General features: G+C 64.4%; 23 protein-coding genes and 1 pseudogene. 7 read left to right on the forward strand and 17 right to left on the reverse strand.

Annotation, left to right across the window (positions count from 1 at the left end; translation table 11 throughout):
• Positions 1 to 18 precede the first annotated feature (18 nt).
• Complete coding sequence (locus tag B0E50_RS07100; RefSeq protein ID WP_077440486.1) at positions 19 to 1,302, forward strand: ectonucleotide pyrophosphatase/phosphodiesterase; 1,284 nt, start codon at positions 19 to 21, stop codon at positions 1,300 to 1,302.
• A gap of 1 nt (position 1,303) precedes the next feature.
• On the opposite strand, the gene B0E50_RS07105 is transcribed toward B0E50_RS07100, so the two are convergent.
• From B0E50_RS07105 to B0E50_RS07135, 7 genes and pseudogenes are all read right to left on the reverse strand, one after another.
• Positions 1,304 to 1,693: a VOC family protein gene (locus B0E50_RS07105; RefSeq protein WP_077440487.1), complete on the reverse strand. Its 390-nt coding sequence runs from the start codon at positions 1,691 to 1,693 to the stop codon at positions 1,304 to 1,306.
• Positions 1,690 to 2,940 (reverse strand): MFS transporter, encoded by a 1,251-nt coding sequence (locus B0E50_RS07110; protein WP_077440488.1) that lies wholly within the window; start codon positions 2,938 to 2,940, stop codon positions 1,690 to 1,692. The genes B0E50_RS07105 and B0E50_RS07110 overlap by 4 nt, the downstream gene beginning before the upstream one ends.
• A 38-nt stretch (positions 2,941 to 2,978) precedes the next feature.
• The gene (locus B0E50_RS07115; RefSeq protein ID WP_139350787.1) at positions 2,979 to 3,431 is read right to left on the reverse strand and encodes a hypothetical protein; all 453 of its coding nucleotides are present in this window, start codon (positions 3,429 to 3,431) and stop codon (positions 2,979 to 2,981) included.
• Between the two features lie 314 nt (positions 3,432 to 3,745).
• Positions 3,746 to 4,792: pseudogene (locus B0E50_RS18375) on the reverse strand (TOBE-like domain-containing protein); the annotation flags it as partial.
• A gap of 8 nt (positions 4,793 to 4,800) precedes the next feature.
• Positions 4,801 to 5,658 (reverse strand): sulfate ABC transporter permease subunit CysW, encoded by an 858-nt coding sequence (gene cysW, locus B0E50_RS07125; protein ID WP_077440491.1) that lies wholly within the window; start codon positions 5,656 to 5,658, stop codon positions 4,801 to 4,803.
• Positions 5,655 to 6,524, reverse strand: coding sequence for a sulfate ABC transporter permease subunit CysT (cysT, locus tag B0E50_RS07130; RefSeq protein ID WP_077440492.1), 870 nt, complete (start codon positions 6,522 to 6,524; stop codon positions 5,655 to 5,657). Before cysT ends, cysW begins: the two co-directional genes overlap by 4 nt.
• On the reverse strand, positions 6,487 to 7,485 hold the full coding sequence (locus B0E50_RS07135; protein ID WP_077440493.1) for a sulfate ABC transporter substrate-binding protein: 999 nt from the start codon (positions 7,483 to 7,485) through the stop codon (positions 6,487 to 6,489). Before B0E50_RS07135 ends, cysT begins: the two co-directional genes overlap by 38 nt.
• Before the next feature lie 351 nt (positions 7,486 to 7,836).
• Here B0E50_RS07135 and B0E50_RS07140 point away from each other — a divergent pair, with 351 nt between their 5' ends.
• Positions 7,837 to 9,051: an alginate export family protein gene (locus B0E50_RS07140; protein WP_168170836.1), complete on the forward strand. Its 1,215-nt coding sequence runs from the start codon at positions 7,837 to 7,839 to the stop codon at positions 9,049 to 9,051.
• 60 nt (positions 9,052 to 9,111) lie between these two features.
• On the opposite strand, the gene B0E50_RS07145 is transcribed toward B0E50_RS07140, so the two are convergent.
• Complete coding sequence (locus tag B0E50_RS07145; protein ID WP_077440495.1) at positions 9,112 to 10,098, reverse strand: multidrug resistance efflux transporter family protein; 987 nt, start codon at positions 10,096 to 10,098, stop codon at positions 9,112 to 9,114.
• Positions 10,099 to 10,257: 159 nt separating this feature from the next.
• Between B0E50_RS07145 and B0E50_RS07150 the strand changes: the two genes are divergently transcribed.
• Positions 10,258 to 11,007 carry a nuclear transport factor 2 family protein gene (locus B0E50_RS07150; protein WP_168170837.1) on the forward strand — a complete coding sequence of 250 codons (750 nt, stop codon included), beginning with the start codon at positions 10,258 to 10,260 and terminating at the stop codon, positions 11,005 to 11,007.
• 78 nt (positions 11,008 to 11,085) lie between these two features.
• Here the strand turns inward: B0E50_RS07150 and B0E50_RS07155 are convergent, their stop codons facing one another.
• Together B0E50_RS07155 and B0E50_RS07160 are read right to left on the reverse strand one after the other, a co-directional pair.
• A complete protein-coding gene (locus B0E50_RS07155; RefSeq protein ID WP_077440496.1) occupies positions 11,086 to 12,456 on the reverse strand; it encodes a HAMP domain-containing sensor histidine kinase in 1,371 nt (456 codons plus the stop codon).
• Positions 12,453 to 13,139: a response regulator transcription factor gene (locus tag B0E50_RS07160; protein ID WP_077440497.1), complete on the reverse strand. Its 687-nt coding sequence runs from the start codon at positions 13,137 to 13,139 to the stop codon at positions 12,453 to 12,455. The genes B0E50_RS07155 and B0E50_RS07160 overlap by 4 nt, the downstream gene beginning before the upstream one ends.
• A 153-nt stretch (positions 13,140 to 13,292) precedes the next feature.
• On the opposite strand from B0E50_RS07160, the gene B0E50_RS07165 reads away from it, so the two are divergent.
• Positions 13,293 to 13,787: a Spy/CpxP family protein refolding chaperone gene (locus B0E50_RS07165; protein WP_077440498.1), complete on the forward strand. Its 495-nt coding sequence runs from the start codon at positions 13,293 to 13,295 to the stop codon at positions 13,785 to 13,787.
• 78 nt (positions 13,788 to 13,865) lie between these two features.
• Here the strand turns inward: B0E50_RS07165 and B0E50_RS18165 are convergent, their stop codons facing one another.
• Both B0E50_RS18165 and B0E50_RS07170 read right to left on the reverse strand, forming a co-directional pair.
• On the reverse strand, positions 13,866 to 14,036 hold the full coding sequence (locus B0E50_RS18165) for a hypothetical protein (RefSeq protein ID WP_168170838.1): 171 nt from the start codon (positions 14,034 to 14,036) through the stop codon (positions 13,866 to 13,868).
• Between the two features lie 161 nt (positions 14,037 to 14,197).
• A complete protein-coding gene (locus tag B0E50_RS07170) occupies positions 14,198 to 15,568 on the reverse strand; it encodes a formimidoylglutamate deiminase (protein WP_077440499.1) in 1,371 nt (456 codons plus the stop codon).
• A 91-nt stretch (positions 15,569 to 15,659) separates the two neighbouring features.
• Here B0E50_RS07170 and B0E50_RS07175 point away from each other — a divergent pair, with 91 nt between their 5' ends.
• From B0E50_RS07175 to hutI, 3 genes are read left to right on the forward strand one after another with little or no spacing between them, the layout of a single operon-like run.
• The gene (locus tag B0E50_RS07175) at positions 15,660 to 17,219 is read left to right on the forward strand and encodes a bifunctional GNAT family N-acetyltransferase/carbon-nitrogen hydrolase family protein (RefSeq protein WP_077440584.1); all 1,560 of its coding nucleotides are present in this window, start codon (positions 15,660 to 15,662) and stop codon (positions 17,217 to 17,219) included.
• Positions 17,220 to 17,268: 49 nt separating this feature from the next.
• Positions 17,269 to 18,744, forward strand: a complete 1,476-nt coding sequence (locus B0E50_RS07180; RefSeq protein WP_077440500.1) for a chloride channel protein — start codon at positions 17,269 to 17,271, stop codon at positions 18,742 to 18,744.
• Complete coding sequence (gene hutI / locus B0E50_RS07185; RefSeq protein WP_077440501.1) at positions 18,741 to 19,970, forward strand: imidazolonepropionase; 1,230 nt, start codon at positions 18,741 to 18,743, stop codon at positions 19,968 to 19,970. The genes B0E50_RS07180 and hutI overlap by 4 nt, the downstream gene beginning before the upstream one ends.
• On the opposite strand, the gene lpxK is transcribed toward hutI, so the two are convergent.
• The 5 genes from lpxK to B0E50_RS07210 form a co-directional block, all read right to left on the reverse strand.
• Complete coding sequence (lpxK, locus tag B0E50_RS07190) at positions 19,956 to 20,939, reverse strand: tetraacyldisaccharide 4'-kinase (protein WP_077440502.1); 984 nt, start codon at positions 20,937 to 20,939, stop codon at positions 19,956 to 19,958. The genes hutI and lpxK overlap by 15 nt on opposite strands.
• A gap of 9 nt (positions 20,940 to 20,948) precedes the next feature.
• Positions 20,949 to 22,733, reverse strand: coding sequence for a lipid A export permease/ATP-binding protein MsbA (gene msbA, locus B0E50_RS07195; protein WP_077440503.1), 1,785 nt, complete (start codon positions 22,731 to 22,733; stop codon positions 20,949 to 20,951).
• Positions 22,730 to 23,161: a biopolymer transporter ExbD gene (locus tag B0E50_RS07200; RefSeq protein WP_077440504.1), complete on the reverse strand. Its 432-nt coding sequence runs from the start codon at positions 23,159 to 23,161 to the stop codon at positions 22,730 to 22,732. The genes msbA and B0E50_RS07200 overlap by 4 nt, the downstream gene beginning before the upstream one ends.
• A gap of 10 nt (positions 23,162 to 23,171) precedes the next feature.
• Positions 23,172 to 23,819 (reverse strand): MotA/TolQ/ExbB proton channel family protein, encoded by a 648-nt coding sequence (locus B0E50_RS07205; protein WP_077440585.1) that lies wholly within the window; start codon positions 23,817 to 23,819, stop codon positions 23,172 to 23,174.
• 128 nt (positions 23,820 to 23,947) lie between these two features.
• Entirely contained in the window at positions 23,948 to 26,257 is a 2,310-nt protein-coding gene (locus B0E50_RS07210; RefSeq protein ID WP_077440505.1) for a DNA internalization-related competence protein ComEC/Rec2, read from the reverse strand.
• Between the last annotated feature and the right edge of the window lie 41 nt (positions 26,258 to 26,298).

Here is a 26,298-nt window from a genome sequence, read left to right on the forward strand (position 1 = left end):
CATCGTAGGACTCCCCGCATGAAATTCCCGTTTCGCCTGATGCTGTGCCTGCTGGCGGCATTCAGCGCCGGTTGCGCCACGCAGCCGCCAGTTACGCCAGCGACCGCCGTGTCGGCTGCCAGCCAGCCCGCGCCGCTGCTGCTGATCTCGATCGACGCCTATCGCTACGACTATATCGACCGCGGCCTCAGCCCCACGCTGGCGATGCTGGCGAAGGACGGCGTGCAGGCGGCATCGATGCAGCCCTCGTTTCCGTCGCTGACGTTTCCGAATCACTACACCATCGTCACCGGCCTGTACCCGGATCACCATGGCATCGTGAACAACACGATGTTCGATGCACAACTGGGCAAGTTCTCGCTGGGCAATCGCGAAGCGGTCAGCGATGGCCGCTGGTGGGCCGAAGGCACGCCGATCTGGGAGACTGCCGATGCGCATGGCCTGCGCACCGCCACGATGTTCTGGCCCGGCGCCGAGGCGAACATCCACGGCCGCCATCCGGATGAGTGGATGCCCTACGACGGCAACGTGACGCCGGATCAGCGGGTGGACCAGGTGCTGGCGTGGCTGGACGAGCCCGTCGGTCATCGACCGACTTTCCTTACCCTGTATTTCGATGCGGTCGATCATGCCGGCCACAAATACGGGCCGGATACGCCGCAGGTCGACGATGCGCTGCGCGAAACCGACGAAGCGATGACGCGGCTGGTACAGGGACTCAAGCAACGCGGCCTGTTCGACAAGATCAACCTGATCGTGCTGGCCGATCACGGCATGGCCAGCACCCCGCTGCCGAACAGCGTGCTGCTCGACAAGCTGATCCCGCTCGACCAGGTACAGACCGTGGCCATGGGTATCCTCGCCGGCTTCAATCCGAAGGACGGCAGCGCGAAGGCCATCCGCGATTTCGCGGCGATCGAACATCAGCTCGAACAGCCGCAGCCGCACATGCAGTGCTGGGACAAGACCCGGGTACCGGCGCGCCTGCACTACGGCAGCAACCCGCGCGTGCCGCAGCTGCTGTGCCTGGCCAATGTCGGCTGGCGCGTCACCACCACCGATTACGTGGAAAGCCACAAGGGTGGTATCAGCATCGGCGAGCACGGCTACGACAATGCCGACCCGCTGATGCAGGCGCTGTTCGTGGCGCACGGCCCGGCGTTCCGCGTGGACGCGAAGGTTCCGGCATTCCCGAATGTGGACGTCTATCCGTTGATGACCCACCTGCTCGGCCTGCCGCCAGCGGCGAACGATGGCGACTACGACGCGGTGAAGGACATGCTGAAACCGGCGGACCGCTGAGTCACGCCTCGTCGGGATAGTTGCTGACCTCGATCAGGTTCCGGTCGGGGTCGCGGAAATACACCGACATGATCGGCCCGCGCGCACCAGTGCGCGGCACCGGTCCTTCGAGCACCGGCACGTCGCAGGCGTGCAGGTGCTCGATCACTTGATCCAGTGGCACCGAGGTGATCAGGCACAGGTCGCCCGACCCGGGTGTCGGTCGTTCGGCCTTCGGCTCCAGCTCGTGCCGGTATTCGTGCAGGTTGATCTTCTGCGTGCCGAACACCAGCGCCTTGCGGCCGGTGCCGAAGCTGATCTCCTGCATGCCGAGCACGCGCGTGTAGAACGCGCAGGTGGCAGCGACATCGGCGACGGTGAGCACCAGATGATCCAGCGCATCGATCTTCACGGCATGGCTCCCTTGCTCATCGGCGTAGGCGGTGTCGCCACGTTTACCAGTGGCGGCAGCGTGAACAGGCGCAAGGCGATCAGCAGGCCGGCCAGCACCAGCGCGCCGACGAACAGTGCCACGCCATTCCAGCCGTGCGCGGCATAGAACAGTCCACCGCTGGCACCCGCCACGCTCGATCCCATGTAGTACGAAAACAGATACATCGAGGAAGCCTGCGCCTTCGCCGCGCCGGCGCGGCGCCCGACCCAGCTGCTGACGATGGAATGGCCACCGAAGAAACCGAAGGTGACCGCGACGATGCCGAGCATGATCAGCAGCAGCGACTTCATCATTGTCAACACCACGCCGGCCAGCATCAGCGCGAACGCGGTCCACAACACCTTGCGCCGCCCGAGCCGGCCAGCCAGATGACCCATCCACGCCGAGCTGAAGGTGCCGACCAGATAGATGCCGAAGATCAGCCCGACCACCGCCTGGCTGAGGTTGTACGGCGGGTCCAGCAGGCGATAACCGAGGTAGTTGTAGACCGTGACGAACGCGCCGAGCAGCAGGAAGCCTTCGGCGAACAGCCACGGCAGGCCACGGTCACGGAACATGCCGGTGAAACGCCCCAACAGGATGCGCCAGCGCAGTGGCTGTGCCACGAAATGCCGCGACGAGGGCAGCACGCGCCAGAAGACCAGGGCCGCCAGCACGCCGATCGCGCCGACCACGCCCACGCCGATCCGCCATCCGAAAAAATCGGCCAGCACGCCGCTGATCAATCGGCCGCCCATGCCGCCGACCGCACTGCCGCTGATGTACAGCCCCATGCCCAGGCCGATCGAGTTGACATGCATTTCCTCGCCGAGGTAAGTCATCGCCACCGCCGGCAGGCCGCTCAGGGTCAGTCCGAGCAAGGTGCGCACCAGCAGCAGCGACGGCCAGTTCGGCATCAGCGCGGTCACCAGCACCAGCAGCGCGGATGACAGCAGCGAGATCACCATCACCGACTTGCGCCCCCACGCATCCGACAGCGCACCGGCGAACAGCATCGCGAACGCCAGCACGCCGGTGGTCAGCGACAACGACAAGGCGCTGACCGCCGCGCTCACGCCGTAGTCGTGGCTGAACTCCGGCATCAGCGGCTGCACGCAATACAGCAGGCCGAAGGTGGCGAAGCCGGCGGCGAACAACGCGAGGTTGGTACGCCGGAACGCCGGGGTGCCGTGGTGGATCGTCGAGGTCGTCTCGATGTCATTCATCGGGACAGTGTAATCGCCGCATCGTGCGGACGATCGCGCTATTCGGCGTACCCACGCGCAAAGAACGCCACGATCAGCCCGAACAACATCATCGCCAGAAGATTTTCGATCAATGATGTCGTGGTGAAATGCGCTTTCGGCCATGCGGCGGAAAGTGGCACGACCACGTATTCCATCACCACGAACACCACCACGCCGTAAAACGCACCGGCTATCGCCCAGCGCCGGTTCAACCAGGTCCATTGCCGCGCAGCGAACACGAAGATCGCCGCGATGAGCAGCGACATCGCCCATTGCAAACCCAGTCCCAGCAGCGAGACCGGCAAACCACCCTGAAACGCCGCCTTGCCCAGCAGGCCGCTGGCTATGGCGCGCAGGATCACCAACGGGCTGATGCCGTTGATCAGGGATGCGACACCAATGTCGATCGTGCCGGCGATGAAACCGCCGTAAAGAATCGCTATCCACGTCGTCGAGCGCGCGTTTGCCATGGGGATTCCTCATCGGGAGTTGTGCGGTGGCTTCGGCACGGACTGCACATCGCGATCCGCGCCATGTCCGTAGGGCGATGCCAACGGGCTGACCGCCAGGCGGTCAGCCTGATTGAGATACGCCAGCCCGGATGCACTCACATGTGCCAGCAGTCATGGCGCCCGGTCGACGCCGATCAGGAACAACGCCCCGCGCGTGCACGACCCTCGCCGATGGGAGAGACGCTGGTTGCCCTGGGTGCCGGCGGCACAGCATCCGCCGCCTGCCAGAACCAGCGCTCTTCAAACGACTGACTGCCTTCGGGCTCGCCCAAAGCGAACACCACGGCGCTACGCGGAGCCACGCGAAATTCGGCACCGACCTGCAGGCCCAGCCGGGCCACGTCTTCGCCGCCCACGTCGGCCTCCAGTGTCTGGCCGATCGAGGGAATGTGCAGTTCCAGATGCGCCACGCTGCCGGCCAGGTAGACATGCCGCAACCGGGCCGTCCATCCGGGCCGGGTTTCTGCCACACCCAGCGACAGATGTTCCGGGCGGACATAGGCCACCACCTGGGCGTGGTGATCGTTCCCGGGAAGCCCATCCAGCACCCAGTCGCCCACACTCAGGCGGCCGTCCGCGCTGGTCACGGCAAGCTTGTTCATCTTGCCGATGAATTCGCAGACGAAGGGTGTCGCCGGCTGCTGGTAGATGGCTTCGGGTGTGCCGACCTGTTCGATGCGGCCGTGGTTCATGACCGCGATGCGGTCGGCGAGCTCCAGCGCTTCTTCCTGGTCGTGCGTGACGAAGACCGTGGTCAACTTCAGTTCCTCATGCAGCTCGCGCAGCCAGCGGCGCAAGGTGACGCGCACTTGCGCATCCAGTGCGCCGAAGGGCTCGTCCAGCAGCAGCAGGCTCGGCTCCACCGCCAGCGCACGCGCCAGAGCCACCCGCTGGCGCTGGCCGCCGGACAACTGCGCCGGATAGCGGCGGCCGTAGCCCTCCAGCTGCACCCGCTTGAGCAGTTGCCCGACGCGCTCGTTGATCGCCGCGTTCGAAGGCCGCGATTTGCGCGACCGGACGCGCAGCCCGAACGCCACGTTCTCCGCCACGGTAAGGTGGCGGAACAGCGCGTAGTGCTGGAACACCAGGCCGACCTTGCGCTCACGCGCCTCCGCTGCCAGAAAATCACGGCCGTCCAGTTGCGCAGTCCCGGCATCGGGATAGTCCAGCCCCGCCAGGATGCGCAGCAAGGTGGTCTTGCCCGAACCGGATGAACCAAGCAGTGCCAGGAATTCACCGGGCGCCATGGCCAGACTGACATCGTCCAGCGCGGGGATGCCGGCGAAGCGGCGACTCAGATGCGAAAGTTGCAAGGTCATGGGCAGTCTCAATGGCCGCCGGGGGCATGCGCGGCAATCTCGTCACCGTAGCGCCACTCCAGCAACGTCTTGATCGCCAGGGTCAGCAGCGCAAGCAAGGCCAGCAGGGTCGCGACGGCGAAGGCGCCGACGTAGTCGTATTCGTTGTAGCGCATTTCCACTTCCAGCGGCATCGTCGTGGTCAGGCCGCGGATATGCCCGGAGACGACCGACACCGCACCGAATTCACCCATCGCACGGGCATTGCACAGCAGCACGCCATACAGCAGTGCCCAGCGGATGTTCGGCAGGGTCACCCGGAAGAACATCTGCCAGCCGCCGGCACCCAGCACCCGTGCAGCCTCCTCTTCGTCGCTGCCCTGCGACTGCATCAACGGGATCAGCTCGCGCGCGACGAACGGCAGCGTGATGAAGATGGTTGCCAGCACCAGGCCTGGCACCGCGAAAATGATCTTGATGTCGTGTGCGCCAAGCCACGGCCCGAACCAGCCCTGGGCGCCGAACAGCAGCACATAGACCAGGCCGGAGATCACCGGCGAAACCGAGAACGGCAAGTCGATGAAGGCGCCAAGCAACGCCTTGCCGCGAAACTCGAAGCGTGCCATGAGCCACGCCGCCGCGACGCCGAACAGCACATTCAACGGCACGGAAATCACCGCTACCAGCAAGGTCAGCCGGATTGCCGCCAGCGCTTCGTGCTGACCGATGCTCGACAGGTAGGCATGCACGCCCTGCCGCAGCGCCTCGACGAACACCACCGCCAGTGGCAGCAGCAAGAAGACCGACAGGAAGCCGACCGCCAGCAGACCCAGCAGGCCACGCCCGATCCGGCGCGGCCACGGCGGTTGACGGTCAAGCCGGCTCATCGCTGGAGCTCCGCCCAGCGCCCGCTCCAGCGCTGCAGTCGCGAGATCAGGATCAGCAAGGCGAACGAGGCAAGCAGCATCACCATGCCCAGCGCGGCGGCACCGGCATAGTCGAATTCCTCAAGCTTCTCCACGATCAGCAGCGGCGCGATTTCCGAGCGCATGGGAATGTTGCCGGCAATGAAGATCACCGAACCGTATTCGCCGACCGCCCTGGCCAGCGCCAGCGCGAATCCGGTCAGCAGGGTCGGCACCAGCACCGGCAGGATCACCCGGAAGAAGGTTTGCAGATGGCTGGCGCCCAGGCTTTCGGCGGCCTCCTCGACATCGCGATCCAGCGACGCCAGCACCGGTTGCAGCGTGCGCACCACGAACGGAAAGCCCACGAAAACCATCGCCAGGATCACGCCGGGCGGCGCATAGGCAATCTGGATACCCCATGGCGTAAGCCATCGGCCAAGCCAGCCATTGGGGGCATACAAGGCGGTCAGCGCGATGCCGGCAACTGCCGTGGGCAGCGCGAACGGCAGATCGACCAGGGCATCGAACAGGCGACGCCCGGGAAAGCGGTAGCGCACCAGCACCCATGCCACCAGCAGACCGAAACCGGCATTGATCACGGCGGCAAGCATGGCGCCGGCGAAGCTGAGCCTGAGTGCGGCCAGGGTGCGCGGGGAGCCCAGCAGATGCAGCATGCCGCCGATGCCGATGCCCGACGCCTTCCACGCCAGTGCGGCCAGCGGCAGCAGCACGATCAGGCCCAGATACGTCAGCGCATATCCCAGGCTGAGTCCGAAACCAGGCAGGATGCGCCGGCGCATGCTGGCCTCAGTGCCCCGGACCGATCTGGTCGAAGATGGCGCCATCGGCAAAGAACTTTGCCTGGGCCTGACGCCAGTCACCGAACACATCGTGGATGGTGAACGTGTTGACCTTCGGGAACTGCGCGGCATATCTGGCCGACACCTCCGGCAGGCGTGGCCGATAGAAGTTCTTCGCTTCGATGGCTTGCGCCTGCGGCGAGTAGAGGAACTTCACGTACGCTTCGGCCACGGCGCGGCTGCCGTGCTTGTCGACATTGCCGTCCACCACCGCGACCGGCGGTTCGGCGAGGATGCTGACCGAGGGCACCACGATGTCGAACGTGCCCTTGCCGAGTTCCCGCTGCGCCAGCAATGCCTCGCTTTCCCAGGCCACCAGCACGTCGCCGACGCCTCGCTGCGCGAAGGTATTGGTGGCACCGCGCGCGCCGGTATCGAGCACTGGCACATGCTGGTAGAGCGCCTGCACGTAGGCCCTCGCCTTTGCCTCGTTGCCGCCGGGCTGCTTCAGCGCATAGCCCCAGGCGGCGAGGAAATTCCAGCGCGCGCCACCGGAAGTCTTCGGATTGGGCGTGATCACCTGCACGCCCGGCCTGATCAGGTCGGGCCAGTCCTTGATGCCTTTCGGATTGCCCTTGCGCACCAGGAAGACGATGGTGGAGGTGTACGGCGATGCATGGTCCGGCAGGCGCTGCTGCCAATCCTTGGCAAGCAGCCCATGATCGGCCACCGCGTCGATGTCATAGGCCAGTGCCAGCGTCACGATATCGGCTGGCAGTCCGTCGACCACCGAGCGTGCCTGCTTGCCCGATCCGCCATGCGACATCTGGATAGTCACGGTATCGCCGTGCTGCGCTTTCCACTGTGTGGCAAATGCGGTGTTGATATCCCGATACAGCTCGCGCGTGGGATCGTAGGACACATTCAGCAGCGTGATGTCCTTGGCTGCAACCGATGCCGCGAACACGGTGCCAAGCAAGACCAGTATCACCCGTGATTTCTTCATTGCCATCTCCAGCCACGTAGCGGGAAGGCCAGCCTAGCCATTGCGGAATAAGCCTCGAAATGGCCAAAAGCGATTTGCTTATGTCCCGAGGCATGTCATGCAGCGTGGACACCGTCATTGCACCTCAAGCTTTCGCAGCGTCGAGGCACGCTGACGATGGTCGATCAGCCAAATGTGAACCCACAAGTATTTTACATTTGGACGTCTTTACTTCTTGGCGTCTGCATTAATTGCACAACATCCATCAAAAATTCGTTTGCCGGCATATTCATATGTCAACGCTTCATTTTTCCTCGCGACTGGCCCGTGCACAGACTGGATGCACCTCACCAAGCCAACGTCGAGACTTACATGAAGAGCCTGAAGTACGTTCTCCTTGCAAGCCTGCTGCTGTCCCAGATCGTTCATGCCGACGACACCCCGAACACCTATGTCAGTACGCCGTATATCGGCCTTCGCTATCGCGACAGCACCTTGCACCAGGACAACCTGGCCGATACCGGCCATGCCCATACGCTGCGCCTGCAACTGGGCTATCTGTGGGCATTGACGCCGCACCTTGCCGCGTATGCGGAGGGCACGAAGGTATGGTCATTGTTCGGCCAGCAGTACAACGACACGACCGGACGACGCACGCCATACCCGGCCGAGCCCGATCCCCGCTCGACGGAACTAAGCAGTGCCTGGGTCGGCTACACCGATGACTGGTTCGAAATCCGCGCCGGACGGCAGTACTTGAACATCGACGACAAACGCTTCTTCAGCTCCAACGCGTGGCGACAGAACCCGCAGTCGTTCGACGGCATCACCGGCAAGTTGAAACTAGGCAGCACCACCACGCTCGGCCTCGACTGGATCGACCAGGTCAACCGCACCGTGGGCGCGGATTTCCCTGATGTCGACCAGCGTCGCTGGAAACTCGACGGGAAGTTGCTGCATCTGGACCAGGTACTGCCCTTGGGCACCCTGACCGTCTACGGCTACTTCATCAAGAACTTCACCCTGGCCGCCGATTCCGTGCGCACCGAAGGCGCACGCTGGGTCGGCAACCTGCCTCTGCAGGGCGGCTCCACCAGGTTGAGCTGGACGCTGGAAGGCGCGCATCAGAACAACTACGACAACAACCCGGCGCACTTCAGCCTCCCCTATCACTTCTTCGAGCTCGGCTATGGTCTGCCCGCGATCTCGGCGCGGCTGGGCGAGGAGTCGCTCGGCGGCAACGGCCACACCGCATTCAACATCGCCTACGGCTCGGGCCACAGCTTCGACGGCTGGGTCGGTGTCTTCAGCATTCCTCCCCATGGCCTGCAGGATCGCTACGGCGGCGTCTACGGCGACCTGCCATGGCACAACCTGAGCTGGCTGCTTACCTACCACGACTTTGCGCCCGTGACCGGCGATGGTCGGCGCTATGGCGACGAGATCGACTTCGGCCTGCGCGCCAACGTCAATACCCGCCTCAGCCTGGAGCTGCAATACGGCGACTATCGTGCCAACAGTTTCAGTGTGAGCCAGCGCAAGCTGTGGCTGCTGGCGGAATACCGCTATGGCAAGCAGCAGATCTAGCGGGTCCTGTTTGCCGGACGCACGCATGGGCCGTCTTGAGCAGCGACTGCCTCGTCGGTATCAGGCGCTTCGATCGCTGCGCAATACGCGTACCGCTTCATCATTGCCAGCCGCACCACGCCCGCTGACCCAACCAAAAAATGCGATGCCGACGATGATCGCCAGCGCTCCGAACAACGCATAGCCATGCGGCCACGCCTCGCCGAGAAACAGCACCCCGAGCATGGTGGCGAACAGCAGCTCGGCCGCCTGCATGGCCTCGACCGCAGCCAAGGCAGTCGGCTCGCTGCGCACCATGTCGGTGGCGCGGAAGAACAACACCGTGGCAACCGTGCCCGACGACAGCGCTACGCCACCGGCCAGCAACGCCTCGCGCAGGGTCGGCGGTCCGATCGTGCACCAGGCAATCACGGTGAACACCAGCCACAGCGGCCAGCTGCACAAGGTCATGCCGAATACCCGCTGCACCGCATTGATATGGCTTTCGCCATGCTCCAGGTGCAGCAGCAGCTTGCGGTTGCCCAGCGGGTAGGCAAACGCGGAAAGCACCACCGCAGCGATCGCCAGCCAGTCACCGGCATGCAATTGACCTTGCGCATGACCCCATTGCAGGGCGAACACGCCCGCGACGATCAGCGCACCGATCGCCAGCGTGCGCCATGCCAGTCGGCGTCGTTCGTCACGATAGATCAGTGGTGCCAGCAACGGTCCGGCCAGCACCGTGGTCTGGAAGCTTCCCGCGATCAGCCATGACGGCCCGCTGCTGGCTGCCCAGGTCAACGGGATGCCGAACAGCACGAAACCGACGCTGCTCCACAACAGCCAGGCGCGCGAATGCCGACGCAGTTCGCGCGGCAACTCGCCGAGACCGCCCTGCATCGGCAACACCATGGCGAGCAGCGGCAGCGTGATCAGGTAACGCAGGATCACCGCCCATGCCCAATGGCCGCCCCCGGCAACCAGGCTGCGGTTGAGCACATAGGTCAGCGTGAAGAACAGCGCTGCGCACAGTGCGAGACCCACGGCGGCAAGCGAGGACGAGCGCATGAAAAATCCGGTCAATGTCACGGCTATGCAGTGTTGCAAATCGGCTGCCGCTTGCGAAGCGTGTCGGCAGCATTGAAAACCGGCGCCGACGTGACTTCGTGCACATGCCTGTTCCACATATCGACTGCAGACTCATGCACATATCGTGGAGAAGTGATCATGCGGACGCACTGGCTGGTATCGGCACTGGCATGCCTCACTGCGCTGCAGGTCCCGACGCTGGACGCTGCAGAAGCACCCACCGTGCTGCGCGATCAGCTGGTCGCTATCACCCAGGCCTGGGTGGACGCGATTCCACTCGGCAAACAGGATGTGTGGCAACGGACGCTTGCCGATGACGCAGTGCTCATCGACGAATTCGGTCGCATCCAGCACAAGAAGGATGCCGTGGCGTCGCTGCAACCTTTCCCGGCCGGGTTTTCCGGCAGCATCGAACTGCGCGATCCGCATGTACAGCAATACGGCGATACGGCACTGCTGCGCGTCGAAGAGTACGAACGCGAGAGCATCTTCAACCAGAAATTCGTGGTGCGCTATCAGTCGCTGCTGACTTTCATCAGGCAAGCCGGCACGTGGAAGCTTGCCGGCTATGCGGATGTGACGATTCCGACACCGCCACCGAAGCTTACGGTCGGCGGACTTGCGCTCGACGATTACACCGGTAGCTACCGTTATGGTCCCGATCGTGCGTGGTCGGTCAGCGTGAAAGATGGTGTGCTCGGTTACGTCACCAAGGCCGGTCGACCATTCAACCGGATCGAACCGATCGCCCGGGATGTATTCATGGGCACCGACGACGAAAGAAACCTGCTGATCTTCCGTCGCGATGCCGCCGGTCATGTCACTGAACTGGTCGAACGGCGCAAGTTCAACGACCTGCACCTTGCGCGCGAGACTGGAACCGGCTGAACTCCCCTTGTCACTCGCGCATACGGCGTCGCTGGCGACTTGGTGTCGAGGGTGATCGCCAGACGGTGTCTCACTCCATCACGCCGTCCCGACGGAAGCGGCCAATGGCAGCCGCAGCAGCACTTCAAGACCACCGCCTTCGCCGTTGCGGGCGTGGATCTCGCCGCCGTGCACCTTTACCACGCGTTGCACGATGGCAAGGCCCAGGCCATGCCCATCGGTGAGCGCGGCGTTGCTGCCGCGGAAGAAGGGTCGGAACAACGAATCGAGTTCAGCCTCGGGCACACCTGGACCATGATCGCGAATGGACAGCTCGGCGATGCCATCGTGAACCTGCACGGCGAGTTCCACGCTGCGGCCTGCGGGGCTGAACTTGATCGCATTGGTGATGAGGTTGTCCAGCGCGCGCTCCAGCAGCAGCGCGCTGCCGAGCACGAAGGCCGTCTGGCTGGGCATCAACTGCAGCCGCACCTGACGTGCATCGGCTTCCAGACCGGCCTGGGCGATGCAACCCTGCAGCAGCTCGACCAGTGCCAGACGCTCGCGCTCGATCCCCGGGATGCCCCCTTCCAGACGCGACAGCGTGAGCATTTCCCCGGTCATCCGATCGAGTCGGGCGATCTCCTGCTCGGCCTGGCGAAAATACGTTTCCGCCTCATTGGCATCGGTGCTGCGTTGTGCAAGATCGAGAATCAGATGCAGGCGTGCCAGCGGCGAACGCAGTTCGTGCGACAGGTCCTGCAGCACGCCACGATCGTGCGTCACGAGCGCCTCGATGCGTTCCGCCATGGCATCGAAATCGAGTGCCAGATGAGCCAGTTCATCGGTTGCCATGCTGCCCTCGTGGCCGACCCGGGCTGAAAGATCGCCGGCGGCCATCCGCCGGGTCGCATGGCGCAACGCCTCGACCGGCCTGGCCACGCTGCGCGCGACCCACCAGCCCAGCAATGCGATGAACAACAGCGACAACACCAGCTGGACACCGAGCACGATCGCCTGTCGGGTCCGCGGTGGCAGCCTTGCGTGGGTCCGGCTCAACGCCACCAGTTGCCGGACCTGACCGTCGCTGCCGACCACCTTCTGCACGGCGACGTAAATGCCTGGCCACGGCTGCAGCACAGTATCGCTGTCCGCACCGAGCCAGTCCGGCAACGATTTCGCGATGGATGCGTGCAACCGAATCGGATACAGCGGCTGTCCCTTTTCGTACAGGGTGGCTTCGATGCCATCCTGGCGTTGCTGCACGGACCAGTCGGCGAGAGCCGCTGTGCCGCCACCCTCATAAGCCTGATCCGCACCCTGGGCCAGCGCGCTCCAGTTGATCTCGCGCGCCGTGGTGTAGTCGATGAAGCCACGCGTCAGCAGGCCGCCCAGGAACAGTACCGACAGGTTGGCTACGCAGAACCAGACCAGCAGGCGCCAGTACAACGAGCTTTTGAACGGATTCATGGCGCACCCACGACCAGCACATATCCCGCCCCGCGTACCGACTCGATCCGCGGGGCCTGCGCCGAAGCCTCCATCAGCTTGTGGCGCAGCCGGCTTACATGCACGTCGACGCTGCGATCGAAGCGTTCCAGCTCGCGCCCGAGTGCCATGCGCGTCAGCACCGCCTTGTCGACCAGTTCGCCCGCGCGCTGCGCCAGCGCCTGCAGCAGCAGGAACTCGGCGCCGGTCAGCGACAGCTCGCTGTCCTCGGCATACGCGCGTCGTTCGGCAAGCTGAAGGCACAGGGTGCCCACCTGCAGGGTCCCGGCCACACCCGGTGCATTGCGTCGCAGTTGTGCACGCACGCGTGCCAGCAATTCGCGCGGCAGGCAGGGCTTGGCGAGGTAATCGTCCGCGCCCAGCTCCAGCCCGATCACCCGGTCCACCGCTTCGCCGCGTCCGGAGAGCATGATGACCGGAAGCCGGTATTGCCGCCGCAGTTCGCGCAGGGTTTCCAGGCCGTCACGGCCCGGCATCATTACATCGAGGATCAACAAATCAGGTCGCAGCGCCTGGCTGTGCAGCTGTGCCAATGCCGTCACGCTGTCATGCGCGACATCCACGACAAAGCCTTCACGCTGCAAGTATTCGGTCAGCAGGCTGCACAGTGCGCGGTCGTCGTCGACAATCAGGATTCTGGACATGGTGGCCGCTTGGTTTCCATTCATTCAAGCCGCGTGCGGGCACTAGCACCACGGTCTTTACCCATCTTTACCCTTCGGCAAAGAACATATACGCAGCATGGTCGTCTAATGGACGTAACAGATCACTCCCCCCAACGACAAAGGGTACTACCCATGCGCAAGAGCATCTTTCTCGGCCTGATTCTGGCATCGGCCGTAGCCGCCACCTCATTCACTGTCGCAGCCCAGACGGGCGGTCCGCACGGCGGCTGGCATTCCCATGGACATGGCCAGTTCCTGGCCTTGAACAAACTCAACCTGACCGATGCCCAGCGCGCCAGCATCAAGCAGATCGTCACGACCAGCTTCACCCAGAACAAGACACAGCGCCAGGCACTCCAGCAGCAGCGCAGCGCGTTCAGGTCGATGACCCCGGACCAGGTCGGCTACCAGGCCGCAGCAGCCAGCCTGGCACAGGCTGAGGGCACGGCTGCGCAGGCACGCGTGCAGCAGCGTGCCAACATCACGGCGCAGATCTATGCCGTGCTGACCGCACCGCAGAAGGCACAGCTGGCCACGTTCAAGACCCAGCAGCAGGCTCGCCAGCAGCAGTGGCAGCAGTTCAAGGCTCAGCACCCGGTGTCATCGACTTCCTCGACGACCCCGTAAGCAGTTCAGGCAGCAAGCGGAAGGGGGTTGCGCCAGCGGCAGGGCTGGCGCAACTTCTGGCAGGCAATCGCAGCTTCATCAACGATAATGCCAGTGACCACCGACCCAGACATGCGTCGGACCCCAGTATCCAGGCACCCAGACGCGCGCCGGATAACCGCGAGCCGGCACCATGATGCAGCCGGTTAGCGAGACACTGCCGATCAACAGCAGTGCGGAAAAGAACAAGGCCGAGACGACGCGACGCATGGGGATACTCCTCCTTGGGGATGTGTCACCAGAAACGTGTGCTCATTCTCCGCGATGACCTGCACGCCAATCGCCGATGGCTGGTGTTCATCTCGATCACCTGAGCCTGAACAGGAAACTCGTCCCTTTCAGCCCCTGGCGCCGACACCGGTCCTGCATCGTCAACTGCCGGCGAGCCGCCCCACCACCTCGCGATAGCGTGCCGCAATGCGCTCTTCATCGCGGTGGCGGAAGTTGCGTACCTGCCAGCGGCCACCGACCATCACGTCACGCACCAGTGGCGTGTTGCCCGCGAACAGGAAGCTGTCGAGCAACGAACGCGCATCGCGCGCGGCAAGCAGCGGCGAAGTTTCGTCCAGCACGATCAGGTCGGCGCGCGCACCCTCTCGCAACTCGCCGATCGGCAGGCCCGACGCTCGCGCACCGCCATGCAGTGCGGCACGCCACAGCGTTTCACCGACACTGTCGCCTTCGCGACGTGCGGCGATATTGCGATGGCGCGTCGACAGGCGTTGTCCATATTCCAGCCAGCGCAACTCCTCGACTGGCGAGATCGAGATGTGCGAATCCGAGCCGATACCGAGCACGCCACCGCCATCCAGATATTCGGCCAGCGGAAACAGGCCGTCGCCGAGGTTCGCTTCGGTGGTAGGACACAACCCCGCCACCGCACCGCTGTGCGCAATCTGCGCGGTCTCCGCGGCGGTCAGATGCGTCGCGTGTACCAGGCACCAACGCGCGTCCACCTCGGCATGATCGAACAGCCATTCGACTGGACGTGCGCCACGCGTGGCGAGACAGTCCTGCACCTCACCAATCTGTTCGGCGATGTGCATATGGATCGGACAGGTCTTCGCCAGATCGCTGGCGAAGATTTCGCGCATCGCCTGTTCCGGCACTGCGCGCAACGAATGCAATGCGATGCCGATGCGCAGATCGGCACTTTCGAGTTTCTGCAACGTGTCGAGAAGGCGCAGGTAACCTGCCACGCCGTGGCCGAAGCGGCGCTGCCGCGCAGTAAGCGCGCGGCCGTCGAAGCCGCCGCTGATGTACAGCACCGGCAGCAGGGTCAGCGCGATGCCGGCTTCGCGCGCCGCCTCGATCAGCGCCAGCGACATCGTCTCCGACTGCGCGTACGGCGTGCCATCCGGCTGGTGATGCAGGTAGTGGAATTCGCAGACCTGGGTGTAGCCCGCCTTCAGCATCTCGACATAGAGCTGGGCGGCAATTGCCTTGAGTTCATCCGGACCGATCGCGGCGGCGAACGCGTACATCGTCTCGCGCCAGCTCCAGAAGCTGTCGTCGACTCTGCCCTTGCGTTCGGCCAGCCCGGCCATCGCGCGCTGGAATGCATGCGAATGCAGGTTCGGCATGCCGGGCAGTGCCCATGCGCCCAGCGGCTCGGCTGGAGTAGCCGCAGATTTGACCAGACGTCCACCCGCATCGACGCCAAGCACGTCATCAGCTTGCCAGCCGCCGGGTTGCCAGAGCTGGCCGGCCTTGAAGCTGCGGATGGCTGCGCTATCACTCATGAATCTGCTCCCGTTCTGGTGTCGCGCAGTGTAACCGGGCTGATGACATCCTCTTCACTCGAGCCTGCGCCGCCCTATGCATAATCGTGTGATGGCCAAGAAGACGAATGAGCACACACCCAAACTGCTGTTGCGGCAGGCGACTCCTGCCGACGTGCCGGCCCTGGTTGAACTCACCGGGCGAATCTACACCCTGGAATGGGGCCACTCGGCGGAGATGCTGCGCTCCCAGCAGACGCACTTCCCCGAAGGCCAGTTCGTGGTGGAATACGAGGGCACGATCGTCGGCTATTGCGCGACGTTCCGCATCGACGAAGCCACCGCACTGGCGCCGCACACCTGGATGCAGATCACCGGCGGCGGCATGGGCTCGCGCCACAAACCCGATGGCGACTGGCTGTACGGCATGGAAGTGGTGGTGCATCCTGACTACCGCGGCATGCGCATTGGCCAGCGGCTGTATCAGGCGCGCAAGCGCCTGTGCATCGACCTCAAGCTGCGCGGCATCGTGTTTGGCGGCCGCATCCCGGGCCTGGCGAAGAACATGGCGCGTTACGGGACCGCCGATGCGTACGTGCAGGCCGTGGTGGAGGGCAAGCGGCGCGATCTCACCCTGAGTTTCCAGCTCAACAACGATTTCGAGGCGATCGGGCTGCTGCGTGCCTATGTGCCGTCCGACTACGATTCGCTCGGCTATGCCGTGCACCTGGTCTGGCGCAACCCGCGCCTGCTCGACCACCCGGACATGCCGTCGATCCCCTCGACCCAGCGCCTGCCCGATTCGGTGCGGGTGGCCTCAGTGCAGTACCAGCAGCGACGCATCAAGTCGTTCGAGGAATTCGCCACCCATGTCGAATACTTCACCGACATCGCCGCCGACTACAACGCCGACTTCGTCACCTTCCCCGAGCTGATCACGCTGCAGCTGCTGTCGATCGAGAACGAGGAGCTGTCGCCGTTCGACACGATCCGCAAGCTCAGCCATTACACGCCGCAGGTGAAGGAACTGTTCAGTCACCTGGCGGTGCACTACAACATCAACATCGTCGCCGGCTCGCATCCTACCGAGCAGCCGAACGGCGACATCCACAACGTCTGCTACGTCTGCCTGCGCGACGGTTCGATCCACGAGCGCGAGAAGCTGCATCCCACGCCGAGCGAGCGCAACGTGTGGAACATCACCGGCGGCGACAGCGCGGCGACGGTGCTTACCGACTGCGGGCCGATCGGCGTGATGATCTGCTACGACTCCGAATTCCCGGAAGTCGCGCGGCATCTCGTCGACCAGGGCGCGCTGATCCTGTTCGTGCCGTTCTGCACCGACGTGCGCGAGGGCTATCTGCGCGTGCGCTATTGTTCGCAGGCACGCGCGATCGAGAACCAGTGCTACGTGGTGCTGTCCGGCAACGTCGGCAACCTGCCCGGCGTCAACAATTTCGACATCCAGTACGGCCAGAGCTGCATCCTCACCCCCAGCGACTTCCCGTTCGCGCGCGACGGCATCGCCGCCGATTCCACGCCGAACATCGAGACCGTGCTGTTCGCCGACCTGCGGCTGGAAAGCCTGGCCCGCGCGCGCAACGCCGGCGCGGTGCAGAACCTGAAAGATCGCCGCTTCGACCTGTACGAGACGCGCTGGCGGCCACGTTAGTTGACAGGTTGCCTGTCGATCGCGACGCAGGGTCTGCGATAATGAGTAAATGACCGAGCCAGCCCAGTCCGCTTCACCCTCTTCGAATCCGCGCCTGCAGGCTCTGCTCGGTCACGAGTTCTTTGCGCCCAACCAGTGGAAACGACGCCTCGCACTGTGGATCGGCGCGGTCGTGGTGGCGCTTGCAGCCATCCTGTTTGCCAAGGCCAGCGACTGGTCCTACCACCTGTTTCAGCGAATGCTGAGCTACGGCGCATGGATTCCGCTGATCGTCACGCCGGTCGTGTTCGGCCTGCTCGCCTGGGTCACCGAGGGGCGGCTGCGCGCCACCCGCGGCAGCGGCATCCCCCAGGTGATCGGTACCTTGCATATTGAAGACGAAGGCTTCCGTGCCCGCATGCTGGCGCTGCCGATCGCGGTCGGCAAGATGGTGCTGACCCTGATCGCGCTGGCCGTCGGTGCGTCGATCGGGCGCGAGGGGCCGACCGTGCATGTCGGTGCCGGCCTGTTCTACTCGCTCGGCCGGCGCTTCGGCTTCAGCGACCCCAAGGCGGCATCGCGTTTCATCCTTGCCGGCGGCGCTTGCGGCATCGCCGCCGCCTTCAATACCCCGCTGGCCGGCGTGGTGTTCGCGATCGAGGAGCTGGCCGGGACGTTCGAACATCGCTTCAGCGGTCTGCTGCTGACTGCGGTGATCGTCGGTGGCGTTGTCTCGCTCGGCATCATGGGCAATTACTCCTACTTCGGCCAGGTGCAGGCCAGCCTGCCCTTGGGTCATGCATGGCTGGCCGTGCTGCTCACTGGTGTCATCTGCGGCTTGCTGGGCGGCCTGTTCGCACGGCTGATCCTGCTCAGCCGACACGGGCCGCTGGCCTATATCGGCCGTCTGCGCTCGCATGCGCCCGTACTGTTCGCCGGCGGCTGCGGCTTGGCACTGGCGCTGATCGGGCTGTTCTCGCACAACAATGTCTATGGCACCGGCTACGACCAGGCACGCGCCTTTGTACAGGAAGCAGCCGTCACGCCGGGGCAGACCTTCGGCATTGCCAAACTGCTTGCGAATGTCTTTTCGTACTGGGCTGGCATTCCTGGCGGCATTTTTTCGCCCGCACTCGCGGTCGGCGCCGGGCTTGGCCACAACATCGCCTATTTCCTGCCCAGCGTGCCGGCCGGCACGGTGGTGCTGCTGGGCATGAGTGCCTATCTCTCGGGGGTCACTGGCGCGCCACTGACCTCGGCGGTGATCGCGATGGAACTGACCGACAACCAGGACATGGTGATCCCGATCATGGCCGCCTGCCTGCTGGCGCGCGCCGCGGCATCCTTGTTCTGCCCGACTCCGGTCTACAAGGATTTCGCCGAGCGCATGGTGCAGGACTTTGAGAAGCAGCAGGCCGCCCATGCGGAAAACGCAGAAAAGGCCCGTCTGGAAGCCGATGCGTTACAGCACGTCGGCAATACGAGCGCCTTCGCCGAGACGGCTGCGCCAGTGGACGATGCACCCACCGAGCCACCACAAGCATGAGCGAACCACGCTGGGATCGACTGCTGTTGAATGCCACGCTGGCGACATTCGTTGGCGACGCACCCTGTGGCCTGATCGAACATGGCGCCATCGCTCTGCATCACGGTCGCATCGCCTGGATCGGCCCCATGGACGCGCTGCCGGCGGCACCGAACGAGCTGGCCATGGCCGTGGAATCGCTGGATGGTGCATTGGTCACGCCGGGGCTGATCGACTGCCATACCCATCTGGTGTTCGGCGGCGATCGTGCGCAGGAATTCGACCTGCGCCTGAACGGCGCCAGCTACGAGGAGATTGCGCGCGCCGGCGGCGGCATCGTTTCCACCGTCAATGCCACCCGTGCCGCCAGCGAGGAGCAGTTGTTCGCGCAGTCGCTGCCGCGTGCACAGGCCCTGCTCGCCGACGGCGTAACCACGCTGGAGATCAAGTCCGGCTATGGCCTGGAGCTGGAAAGCGAGCGCCGCATGTTGCGGGTGGCACGGCGTATCGGCCGCGAGCTGGGCATCAGCGTACGCACCAGCTTCCTGGGCCTGCATGCGCTGCCACCGGAGTACAAGGATCGTCGCGACGACTATGTGGCCCTGGTCTGCGACGAGCTGCTGCCAGCTCTCGCCGCCGAAGGCCTGGTCGATGCTGTGGATGCGTTCTGCGAAAACATCGGCTTCACCCGCGAGGAAACCCGTCGTGTGTTCGAGCGTGCGCAGCAGCTCGGGCTGCCGGTGAAACTGCATGCCGAACAACTTTCCGATCAGACTGGCGCTGCACTGGTTGCCGAGTTCGGCGGACTGTCGGCCGATCATCTGGAATACCTGAGCGAATCCGGCATCGCGGCGATGGCGCGAGCCGGCACCGTGGCGGTGTTGTTGCCCGGCGCGTTCTACGCGCTGCGCGAAACGAAGCTGCCGCCGATTGTGCTGCTGCGTGAGCACCGGGTACCGATCGCGATCGCCACCGACTGCAATCCGGGTACCTCGCCGCTGCTGTCGCTGCGACTGGCTGCCGGCATGGCCTGCACGCTGTTCCGACTCACGCCGGAAGAAGCACTGCGCGGCATCACCGTGAACGCAGCACATGCGCTGGGCTTGCACGATCGCGGCACCCTGGTTGCCGGTCAGAGGGCGGATCTGGTGGTGTGGCAGGCAAAGCGCCCTGCCGAGCTGTGTTACTGGATCGGCGGATCGCTGGTGCGCGAGGTCTATGTGGGCGGCGAGTCAGTGACGATTTGACGCCTCGATGCGCTGGTCCAGCGCATCGAAAAAGGCAGATGGCAATTCGGCTTGCACTGGCACCCGCCACCAGTGCGGCTGGGTGAACTGCCGGCACTTCACCGCATCCTTGTCGGTCATCAGCACCGGCAGATCTTCCGCAAAGGCCAGATCGGCCGCCGCGAACCGATGATGATCGGCAAATGCATGCTCGATGACTTCGATGCCTGCCGCATGCAGGCTGTCGAAGAAGCGCTGCGGATTGCCGATCGCAGCCACCGCATGCACACGTTGGCCAACGAAACTGACCAAGGGCTGCCGTCGGGCATCCGCCAAGGCCAGCACCTCGCCACCGCGCAGCTGCATCGGGTATTCACCCGTCGCTGCAACACCGCCATTGCAGACGCGAAGATCGACTCGCTGCAATCGGCTCAATGGCTCCCGCAACGGACCGGCCGGCAGCAGTCGGCCATTGCCGAGACGACGCACGCCATCGATCACGCAGATCTCGACATCCCGCGCGAGCGCGTAATGCTGCAAGCCGTCGTCGGCCACCACCACATTGCAGCCAGCGTCCAGAAGCAGCCGTGCGGCGGCCGGACGATCACGCCCAACCGCCACGGGGATGCCACTGGCACGAATCAGGCAAGGCTCATCGCCAACCTGGGCAGGATCGGGTGCTTCACTCAGCAGAAGCGGTTCACGCTGACTGCCGCCATGACCACGACTGACCACGCCAGGGCGATAACCGCGGGCGCGCAAGGCCTCGACCACCGCGATGGTCAGCGGCGTCTTGCCGGTTCCACCCACGCTGACATTGCCGACGACCACAACTGGCACCGGAAGGCGCGTACTGCGCAACCAGCCATGCCGATAAAGCCCACGACGCAGGCGCATCGTGATCCCATACAGCGCGGCCAGTGGCCGCGCCCACCACGGTGCGGAGCCGTTGCCGTACCAGGCTGATTCGAGCGTGTCGACCAGCGCCATCGATGGTCCTCAGTCGCCAGCCTGTTGATCGGCATGATCGTGGAATTGCATGCGGTGCAGCGCGGCGTACTGTCCGTTCAGCGCGATCAGCTCGGCATGCGTGCCGCGCTCGATGATGCAGCCCTGGTCCATCACCGCAATCTGTCCGGCGCCTTCCACTGTCGACAAGCGATGCGCAATCACCAGCGTGGTGCGATCTTTCATCAGGCGCTGCAGGGCCTGCTGGATCAGCCGCTCCGATTCGGTATCGAGTGCGCTGGTGGCTTCGTCGAGTACCAGGATCGGCGCGTTCTTGAGGATCGCGCGCGCAATGGCGAGGCGCTGCCGCTGTCCCCCGGACAGCGTATTGCCGCTCTGGCCGATCTGCGTATGGATGCCTAGCGGCATGCGCGCAATGAACTCCATCGCGTTCGCCGCTTCGGCGGCAGCCACGATATCCGCCTCGCTTGCACCAGCCAGCTCGCCATAGGCAATGTTGTTGGCGACGGTGTCGTCAAACAGCACCACACTCTGCCCTACCCAGGCGATCTGCCGGCGCAGCGAATCCAGTGTGTATTCCTGGTAGTCCTCGCCATCCAGCACGATCCGACCGGTAGTCGGCGCATAGAAACGTGGAAGCAGGCTGGCCAGGCTGCTCTTGCCGCTGCCGGAGCGTCCAACCAGTGCAGTCACTGTGCCGGCCGCGCAATGCAAGTCGATCCCGCGCAACGCCTCGAAGTCATTGCGCGGATACATCAAGGTGACTGCCTCGAAATGCAAATCGCCATGTGTGCGTGTCAATTCGCGACGGCCGTGGTCCACCTCCGGCGGCATGTCGATGACCTCGAACAGATCTTCCGCAGCGGACAGGCCGCGCTGGATATTGCCCTGCACGGTAGTCAGGCGTTTGAGCGATGGCATCATCGAGCCCATTGCCGTGAGCACTGCAAAGAACACGCCCGGCGACATTACGCTCAGGATCTGCGGACGCGTACCCAGAAACACCAACGCGGCCAGCGCAGTCGCGGCCACCATCTGGATGGTGGAACTGGATGCCGCATTGGTAGCTGCAATCTTCAGATTCAGCCGACGGGTGTGCCGGGTAATTTCGTCGAAGCGGCCGGCCTCATGCTCCTGTCCACCGTAGATACGCACTTCGCGATGCGCACCCACGGATTCTTCCACGGTGCCGGTGACCGAACCCATGCTGCCCTGGATGCGTCGACTGATCTGCCGGTAACGGCGACTGACCACCGTGGCAACCACGGCAATCGCAGGCACCATGATCAGCAACGACAGCGTGAGGTAGGCGCTGTTGTGCAACATGACCAGCAACATGAAGATCACGGTGAAGCCATCGGTCACCGCCACTTTCAATGCGTCGGTGGCCGCCGACGCGACCTGCTCGCTCGTATAGGTGATGCGCGAAACCTGTTGACCCGAAGGTTCCTTGCCAAAAAAGGCGGCCGGCAGCTTCAGGTAGGCGGCGAAGACATCGTGCTGCATCGTCTGCACCACGTGGCGACCAATGTACGAGATGCCGTAGTCGCTCACGAAGGTACCGCAGGAGCGCACGAAGAAGATGCCCATGATCCAGATCGGCATCCAGAAAATCAGATAGGCGTCTTTCCGGGCAAACAGATCATCGATCATCGGCCGCAGCAGATTGGTAAAAATCGCCAGGCCGCCGCCGTCGAGGATCATGCCGACCAGCGCAACCAGGCCGATGGCCCAGTATTTTCGCGAGTAGCCGAGCAGGCGCTTGTAGACGCGCCAGCTCTCAGCATCCCACACGCCGGTTTTCTGGCTGCTCACTGATCCGCGCCCGGCTTGCTCGGCGTGGTGGCGATCGACAGCCTGGTGAAGCCGAGCTGGCCCAGTGCATCCATCGCGGTCACCACATCCTGGTTCGGAGTCATCGCGTCGGCGCGGATCGTCACCGGGCGATCGCGGTCACTGCCGGCGTTGCGCGCGATGGCCTGCTTGAGCGGCTCGATGCCCTCGCCCATCACCTCGTCGCTGCCCACATAGAACCGACCGTCACGGTCGATCATGATGGTCAGCGCCGGCGCATTCATGTCGCGATCCTGCGTGCTGGCCTTGGGCAGCGTCACCTGCAAACGCGAGTGCTGCACGAAAGTGCTGGTCAGCACGAAGAACATCAGCAGGGTCAGCAGCACGTCGATCAACGGAATCACGTTGATCTCGAAATCGTCCCCGCGGCGGTCATTGCTGATACGCATCGGTATGCGCTCAACCTGCGCGCGGCGCGGTCGGCGTCGCCGCACGCCGCGTCCGTGGCGCTGCCGCGGCAGGCGACAGGGTCAGGTCATCGAGCAACGCGGTGGCCTGCTTCTCCATCTCGACGCAATACCCGGCTACGCGCGAGCGGAAATAGCGGTGCAGCACATAGGCCGGAATCGCCACGGTCAGGCCCGAGGCAGTGCAGATCAGTGCTTCACCGATGCCGCCGGCCATCTTGGCCGGATCGCCGATGCCTCCGGCCATCACCTCCATGAACATGCGGATCAGGCCGATCACGGTGCCGAACAGGCCCAGCAGCGGACCGATTAGCGCGATCGTGCCCAGCGTGTTGAGATAGCGCTCCATCCGGTGGATCACATGCCGGCCGGTGTCCTCGATGCGCTCCTTGATGATGTCGCGCGGCTGGTTGCGCACGGTCAGCGCCGAAGCCAGCAACTCACCCAGCGGCGAGCCATTCGTCAGGGCGTCCAGGTGTGCCGGGTTCAGCTGGCCCGTGCGAGCCCATTCGCGAACCTCGTCGCCCAGACCCGGCGGCAGCACCGATCTGCGGCGCAAGGTCCAGCAACGCTCCAGCACGATCGCCAGCGCGACCGCCGAGCAGATCAGGATGGGCACCATCGCCCAGCCACCAGCCATCAGGATTTCCAGCACTTTCGACCCCGTCTCGCGACCTGTCAGGAAGCGCGCATGATAGCAGTCCCTTCCCGTCGTACTGCGGCACCCGTGGCAATACCTCATTCACGCCACTTGTGGCAAACCACAAGTCACTCCCGCCAGTAACGCGGCTGCCGCCCGCGCCAGCCCGGTTCACGCCGTACGGGCGAATCGGCGGGAAAATCCAGCGGAATCGCCCCCTCGATGGCAGTATTGAACAGCGGGACGCCAGCCTCGGCATAGCGTGCAAGCACCTCCGGCTTCGGGTGTCCGAAACGGTTGCGCCAGCCGGCCGAAACCAGTGCCATGGTTGGCTGAAGCATGGTGATGAAAGCCGTGCCGGACGAGGTCTTGCTGCCGTGATGCGGCACCAGCAGTACTGGTCGCGCTCCTGGCCCGAGCGCGGCAACCACCTGTGGTTCCATCTTCGAACTGATATCGCCGGTCAGCAACATGCGTCCACTACGCCCCTCGACCAGCAGCACGCACGAACTGTCGTTGTCCCGATCGCCTCCGCCATCGGCGGGGCTCAGCACGCGAAAATCCACACCGTCCCATTGCCACGACTGCCCGGCGACACACTGGCGCATCGGCAACTTCATCCGCGCCATGCGCAATGGCTCCCCGGTATATCGCTGCGCCTGCGGAAAGGCTGTCACGACCGCCTCGGTACCCCCGGCATGATCATTGTCGCCGTGGCTGATCATCAGCATGTCCAGCCGGGAGATACCCAGTGCATGCATTGACGGCACCACCACGGCCTCGCCCAGGTCGAAACCGGACGGATAACGCGCACCTGCGTCGTACGCCAGCACATGCCCGCGCGTGCGCAACAACACCGACAGCCCTTGCCCCACGTCCAGCACCCACACCTGGAACGCTCCCTCGGCCGGCAGGCTGCGCGGCGGCCACAGCAGTGGCAGGAACAGCAGCACGCCGAACCAGCGCAGTGGCACACCACGCGGCAGGAACAGCCAAAGCGCCCCCAGCAACGCCAGCAACAACGCCCATGGCTGCACGGCAGGCAGATACCAGTGCGCACCCGGCCACGTCGCCATCTGCTCCAGCAGCCACCATTGCGCATGTGCCAGTTGCGCAGCCAGCCACAGCACCGGCGTAGCCAGCGGTGGGCAAAGCCAGAGCAAAAGCGTGCCGACCAACGCGCTCGGCACGATGACGAAACTGACAAACGGCACGGCGATCAGGTTGGACAGCGCACCGACCAGCGAAGCCTCGCCGAAAAACCACAAGGTCAACGGCAACAGCGACAACGTCATGACCAATTGCCCTGCTGTCAGCTCATGCAGAAACGCGCGCAAGCCACGTCCACGTGCCTGCAGGCACAGCATCAGGAACGCCACGCCGACAAACGACAGCCAGAACCCGGCGGCCAGCGCTGCCAGCGGATCGAACAGCAGGATCGCGATCATCGCCAGCGCCAGCGACTGCGCGCCACCACTGGCACGTCGGCTGCAGCGCGCCAGCGCCACCACAAAAATCATCAGCAGCGTGCGCACCGTCGGCAGACCGAAACCGGCCAAGGCACTGTAGATGCCAGCCACCAGCAACGCGGCAGCGGCCTGTGCCTGCGGTAGCGGCAGCCAAAGCGCCAGACGCGGAAACAGCGCATAAGCCAGTATCGCCAGCCAGACTCCGCCCACCGCGGCAACGCCGACGTGGAAGCCGGAAATCGCGATCAGATGCGACACGCCGTTGGCGCGTGCCACTTCCCAGTCGTGCTGCTCCAGGCCACGCGTATCGCCGACCGAAAACGCCTGCAGCAAGGTCGCATCATGCGGATCACGCACGCGCGCAGCGATGCTGCGGGCGACCGCATCACGCACGCCGTCGATGCACCAGTGCGAGCCAGCGAGTCGTGCATTGCCGGGATCGTCGCGTACATAGCCCGTGGCCACGATGCGACGCTCCAATGCCGAGCGCTCGCTGTCGGCGACGCCGGGATTGAGCAGACCACGCGGCCGTTTCAACCGCAGCAGGAGATGCCAACGGGTACACGGCTGCAACATTGGCGCGTCGTCATACCACGACGCTGACACGCGGCCGTGCAGCGCGACAGGGTGGCCATCCAGCGTGGCCTGTTCCACCCGAAGCATGAAGTGGCTGGCATCGTCACCGGCCTGCGGCAAGTTGACGATGCTTCCCGTCACCGCGATGTCGCGGCCTTCCAGCGTGCGCGGCAGGCGCGCCTCCATCGCCATCGCGCCATGCCACGCGGCCCACGCGACGCCGAAGCATGCCCACGCCAGCCAGCGACAACGTGGCAGGCACCATGCCAGCAGCCACGCTCCCGCCAGCAGCAAGAGCAGCCACCAGCGTGGTGGCAAGCTCGGCAGCCACTGCACAAGCAATACGCCGGACAGCAATGCCAGTGCTGCCGTGATCGCCGTTGTTCGCGCCATGCCGCGCCCCGCTCCATCGTGGATACGGTCGAGCCTAGCGC

Source organism: Rhodanobacter sp. C01 (genome assembly GCF_002001045.1).
GTDB lineage: Bacteria > Pseudomonadota > Gammaproteobacteria > Xanthomonadales > Rhodanobacteraceae > Rhodanobacter.

Coding starts and splice junctions, on each gene's coding strand:
- B0E50_RS07100 (WP_077440486.1), top strand. CDS start 19: ATGAAATTCCCGTTTCGCCTGATGCTGTGCCTGCTGGCGGCATTCAGC.
- B0E50_RS07110 (WP_077440488.1), bottom strand. CDS start 2,940: ATGAATGACATCGAGACGACCTCGACGATCCACCACGGCACCCCGGCG.
- B0E50_RS07115 (WP_139350787.1), bottom strand. CDS start 3,431: ATGGCAAACGCGCGCTCGACGACGTGGATAGCGATTCTTTACGGCGGT.
- cysW (WP_077440491.1), bottom strand. CDS start 5,658: ATGAGCCGGCTTGACCGTCAACCGCCGTGGCCGCGCCGGATCGGGCGT.
- cysT (WP_077440492.1), bottom strand. CDS start 6,524: ATGGCGCCATCTTCGACCAGATCGGTCCGGGGCACTGAGGCCAGCATG.
- B0E50_RS07135 (WP_077440493.1), bottom strand. CDS start 7,485: ATGAAGAAATCACGGGTGATACTGGTCTTGCTTGGCACCGTGTTCGCG.
- B0E50_RS07140 (WP_168170836.1), top strand. CDS start 7,837: ATGAAGAGCCTGAAGTACGTTCTCCTTGCAAGCCTGCTGCTGTCCCAG.
- B0E50_RS07145 (WP_077440495.1), bottom strand. CDS start 10,098: ATGCGCTCGTCCTCGCTTGCCGCCGTGGGTCTCGCACTGTGCGCAGCG.
- B0E50_RS07150 (WP_168170837.1), top strand. CDS start 10,258: ATGCGGACGCACTGGCTGGTATCGGCACTGGCATGCCTCACTGCGCTG.
- B0E50_RS07155 (WP_077440496.1), bottom strand. CDS start 12,456: ATGAATCCGTTCAAAAGCTCGTTGTACTGGCGCCTGCTGGTCTGGTTC.
- B0E50_RS07160 (WP_077440497.1), bottom strand. CDS start 13,139: ATGTCCAGAATCCTGATTGTCGACGACGACCGCGCACTGTGCAGCCTG.
- B0E50_RS07165 (WP_077440498.1), top strand. CDS start 13,293: ATGCGCAAGAGCATCTTTCTCGGCCTGATTCTGGCATCGGCCGTAGCC.
- B0E50_RS18165 (WP_168170838.1), bottom strand. CDS start 14,036: ATGCGTCGCGTCGTCTCGGCCTTGTTCTTTTCCGCACTGCTGTTGATC.
- B0E50_RS07170 (WP_077440499.1), bottom strand. CDS start 15,568: ATGAGTGATAGCGCAGCCATCCGCAGCTTCAAGGCCGGCCAGCTCTGG.
- B0E50_RS07175 (WP_077440584.1), top strand. CDS start 15,660: ATGGCCAAGAAGACGAATGAGCACACACCCAAACTGCTGTTGCGGCAG.
- B0E50_RS07180 (WP_077440500.1), top strand. CDS start 17,269: ATGACCGAGCCAGCCCAGTCCGCTTCACCCTCTTCGAATCCGCGCCTG.
- hutI (WP_077440501.1), top strand. CDS start 18,741: ATGAGCGAACCACGCTGGGATCGACTGCTGTTGAATGCCACGCTGGCG.
- lpxK (WP_077440502.1), bottom strand. CDS start 20,939: ATGGCGCTGGTCGACACGCTCGAATCAGCCTGGTACGGCAACGGCTCC.
- B0E50_RS07200 (WP_077440504.1), bottom strand. CDS start 23,161: ATGCGTATCAGCAATGACCGCCGCGGGGACGATTTCGAGATCAACGTG.
- B0E50_RS07205 (WP_077440585.1), bottom strand. CDS start 23,819: ATGGCTGGTGGCTGGGCGATGGTGCCCATCCTGATCTGCTCGGCGGTC.
- B0E50_RS07210 (WP_077440505.1), bottom strand. CDS start 26,257: ATGGCGCGAACAACGGCGATCACGGCAGCACTGGCATTGCTGTCCGGC.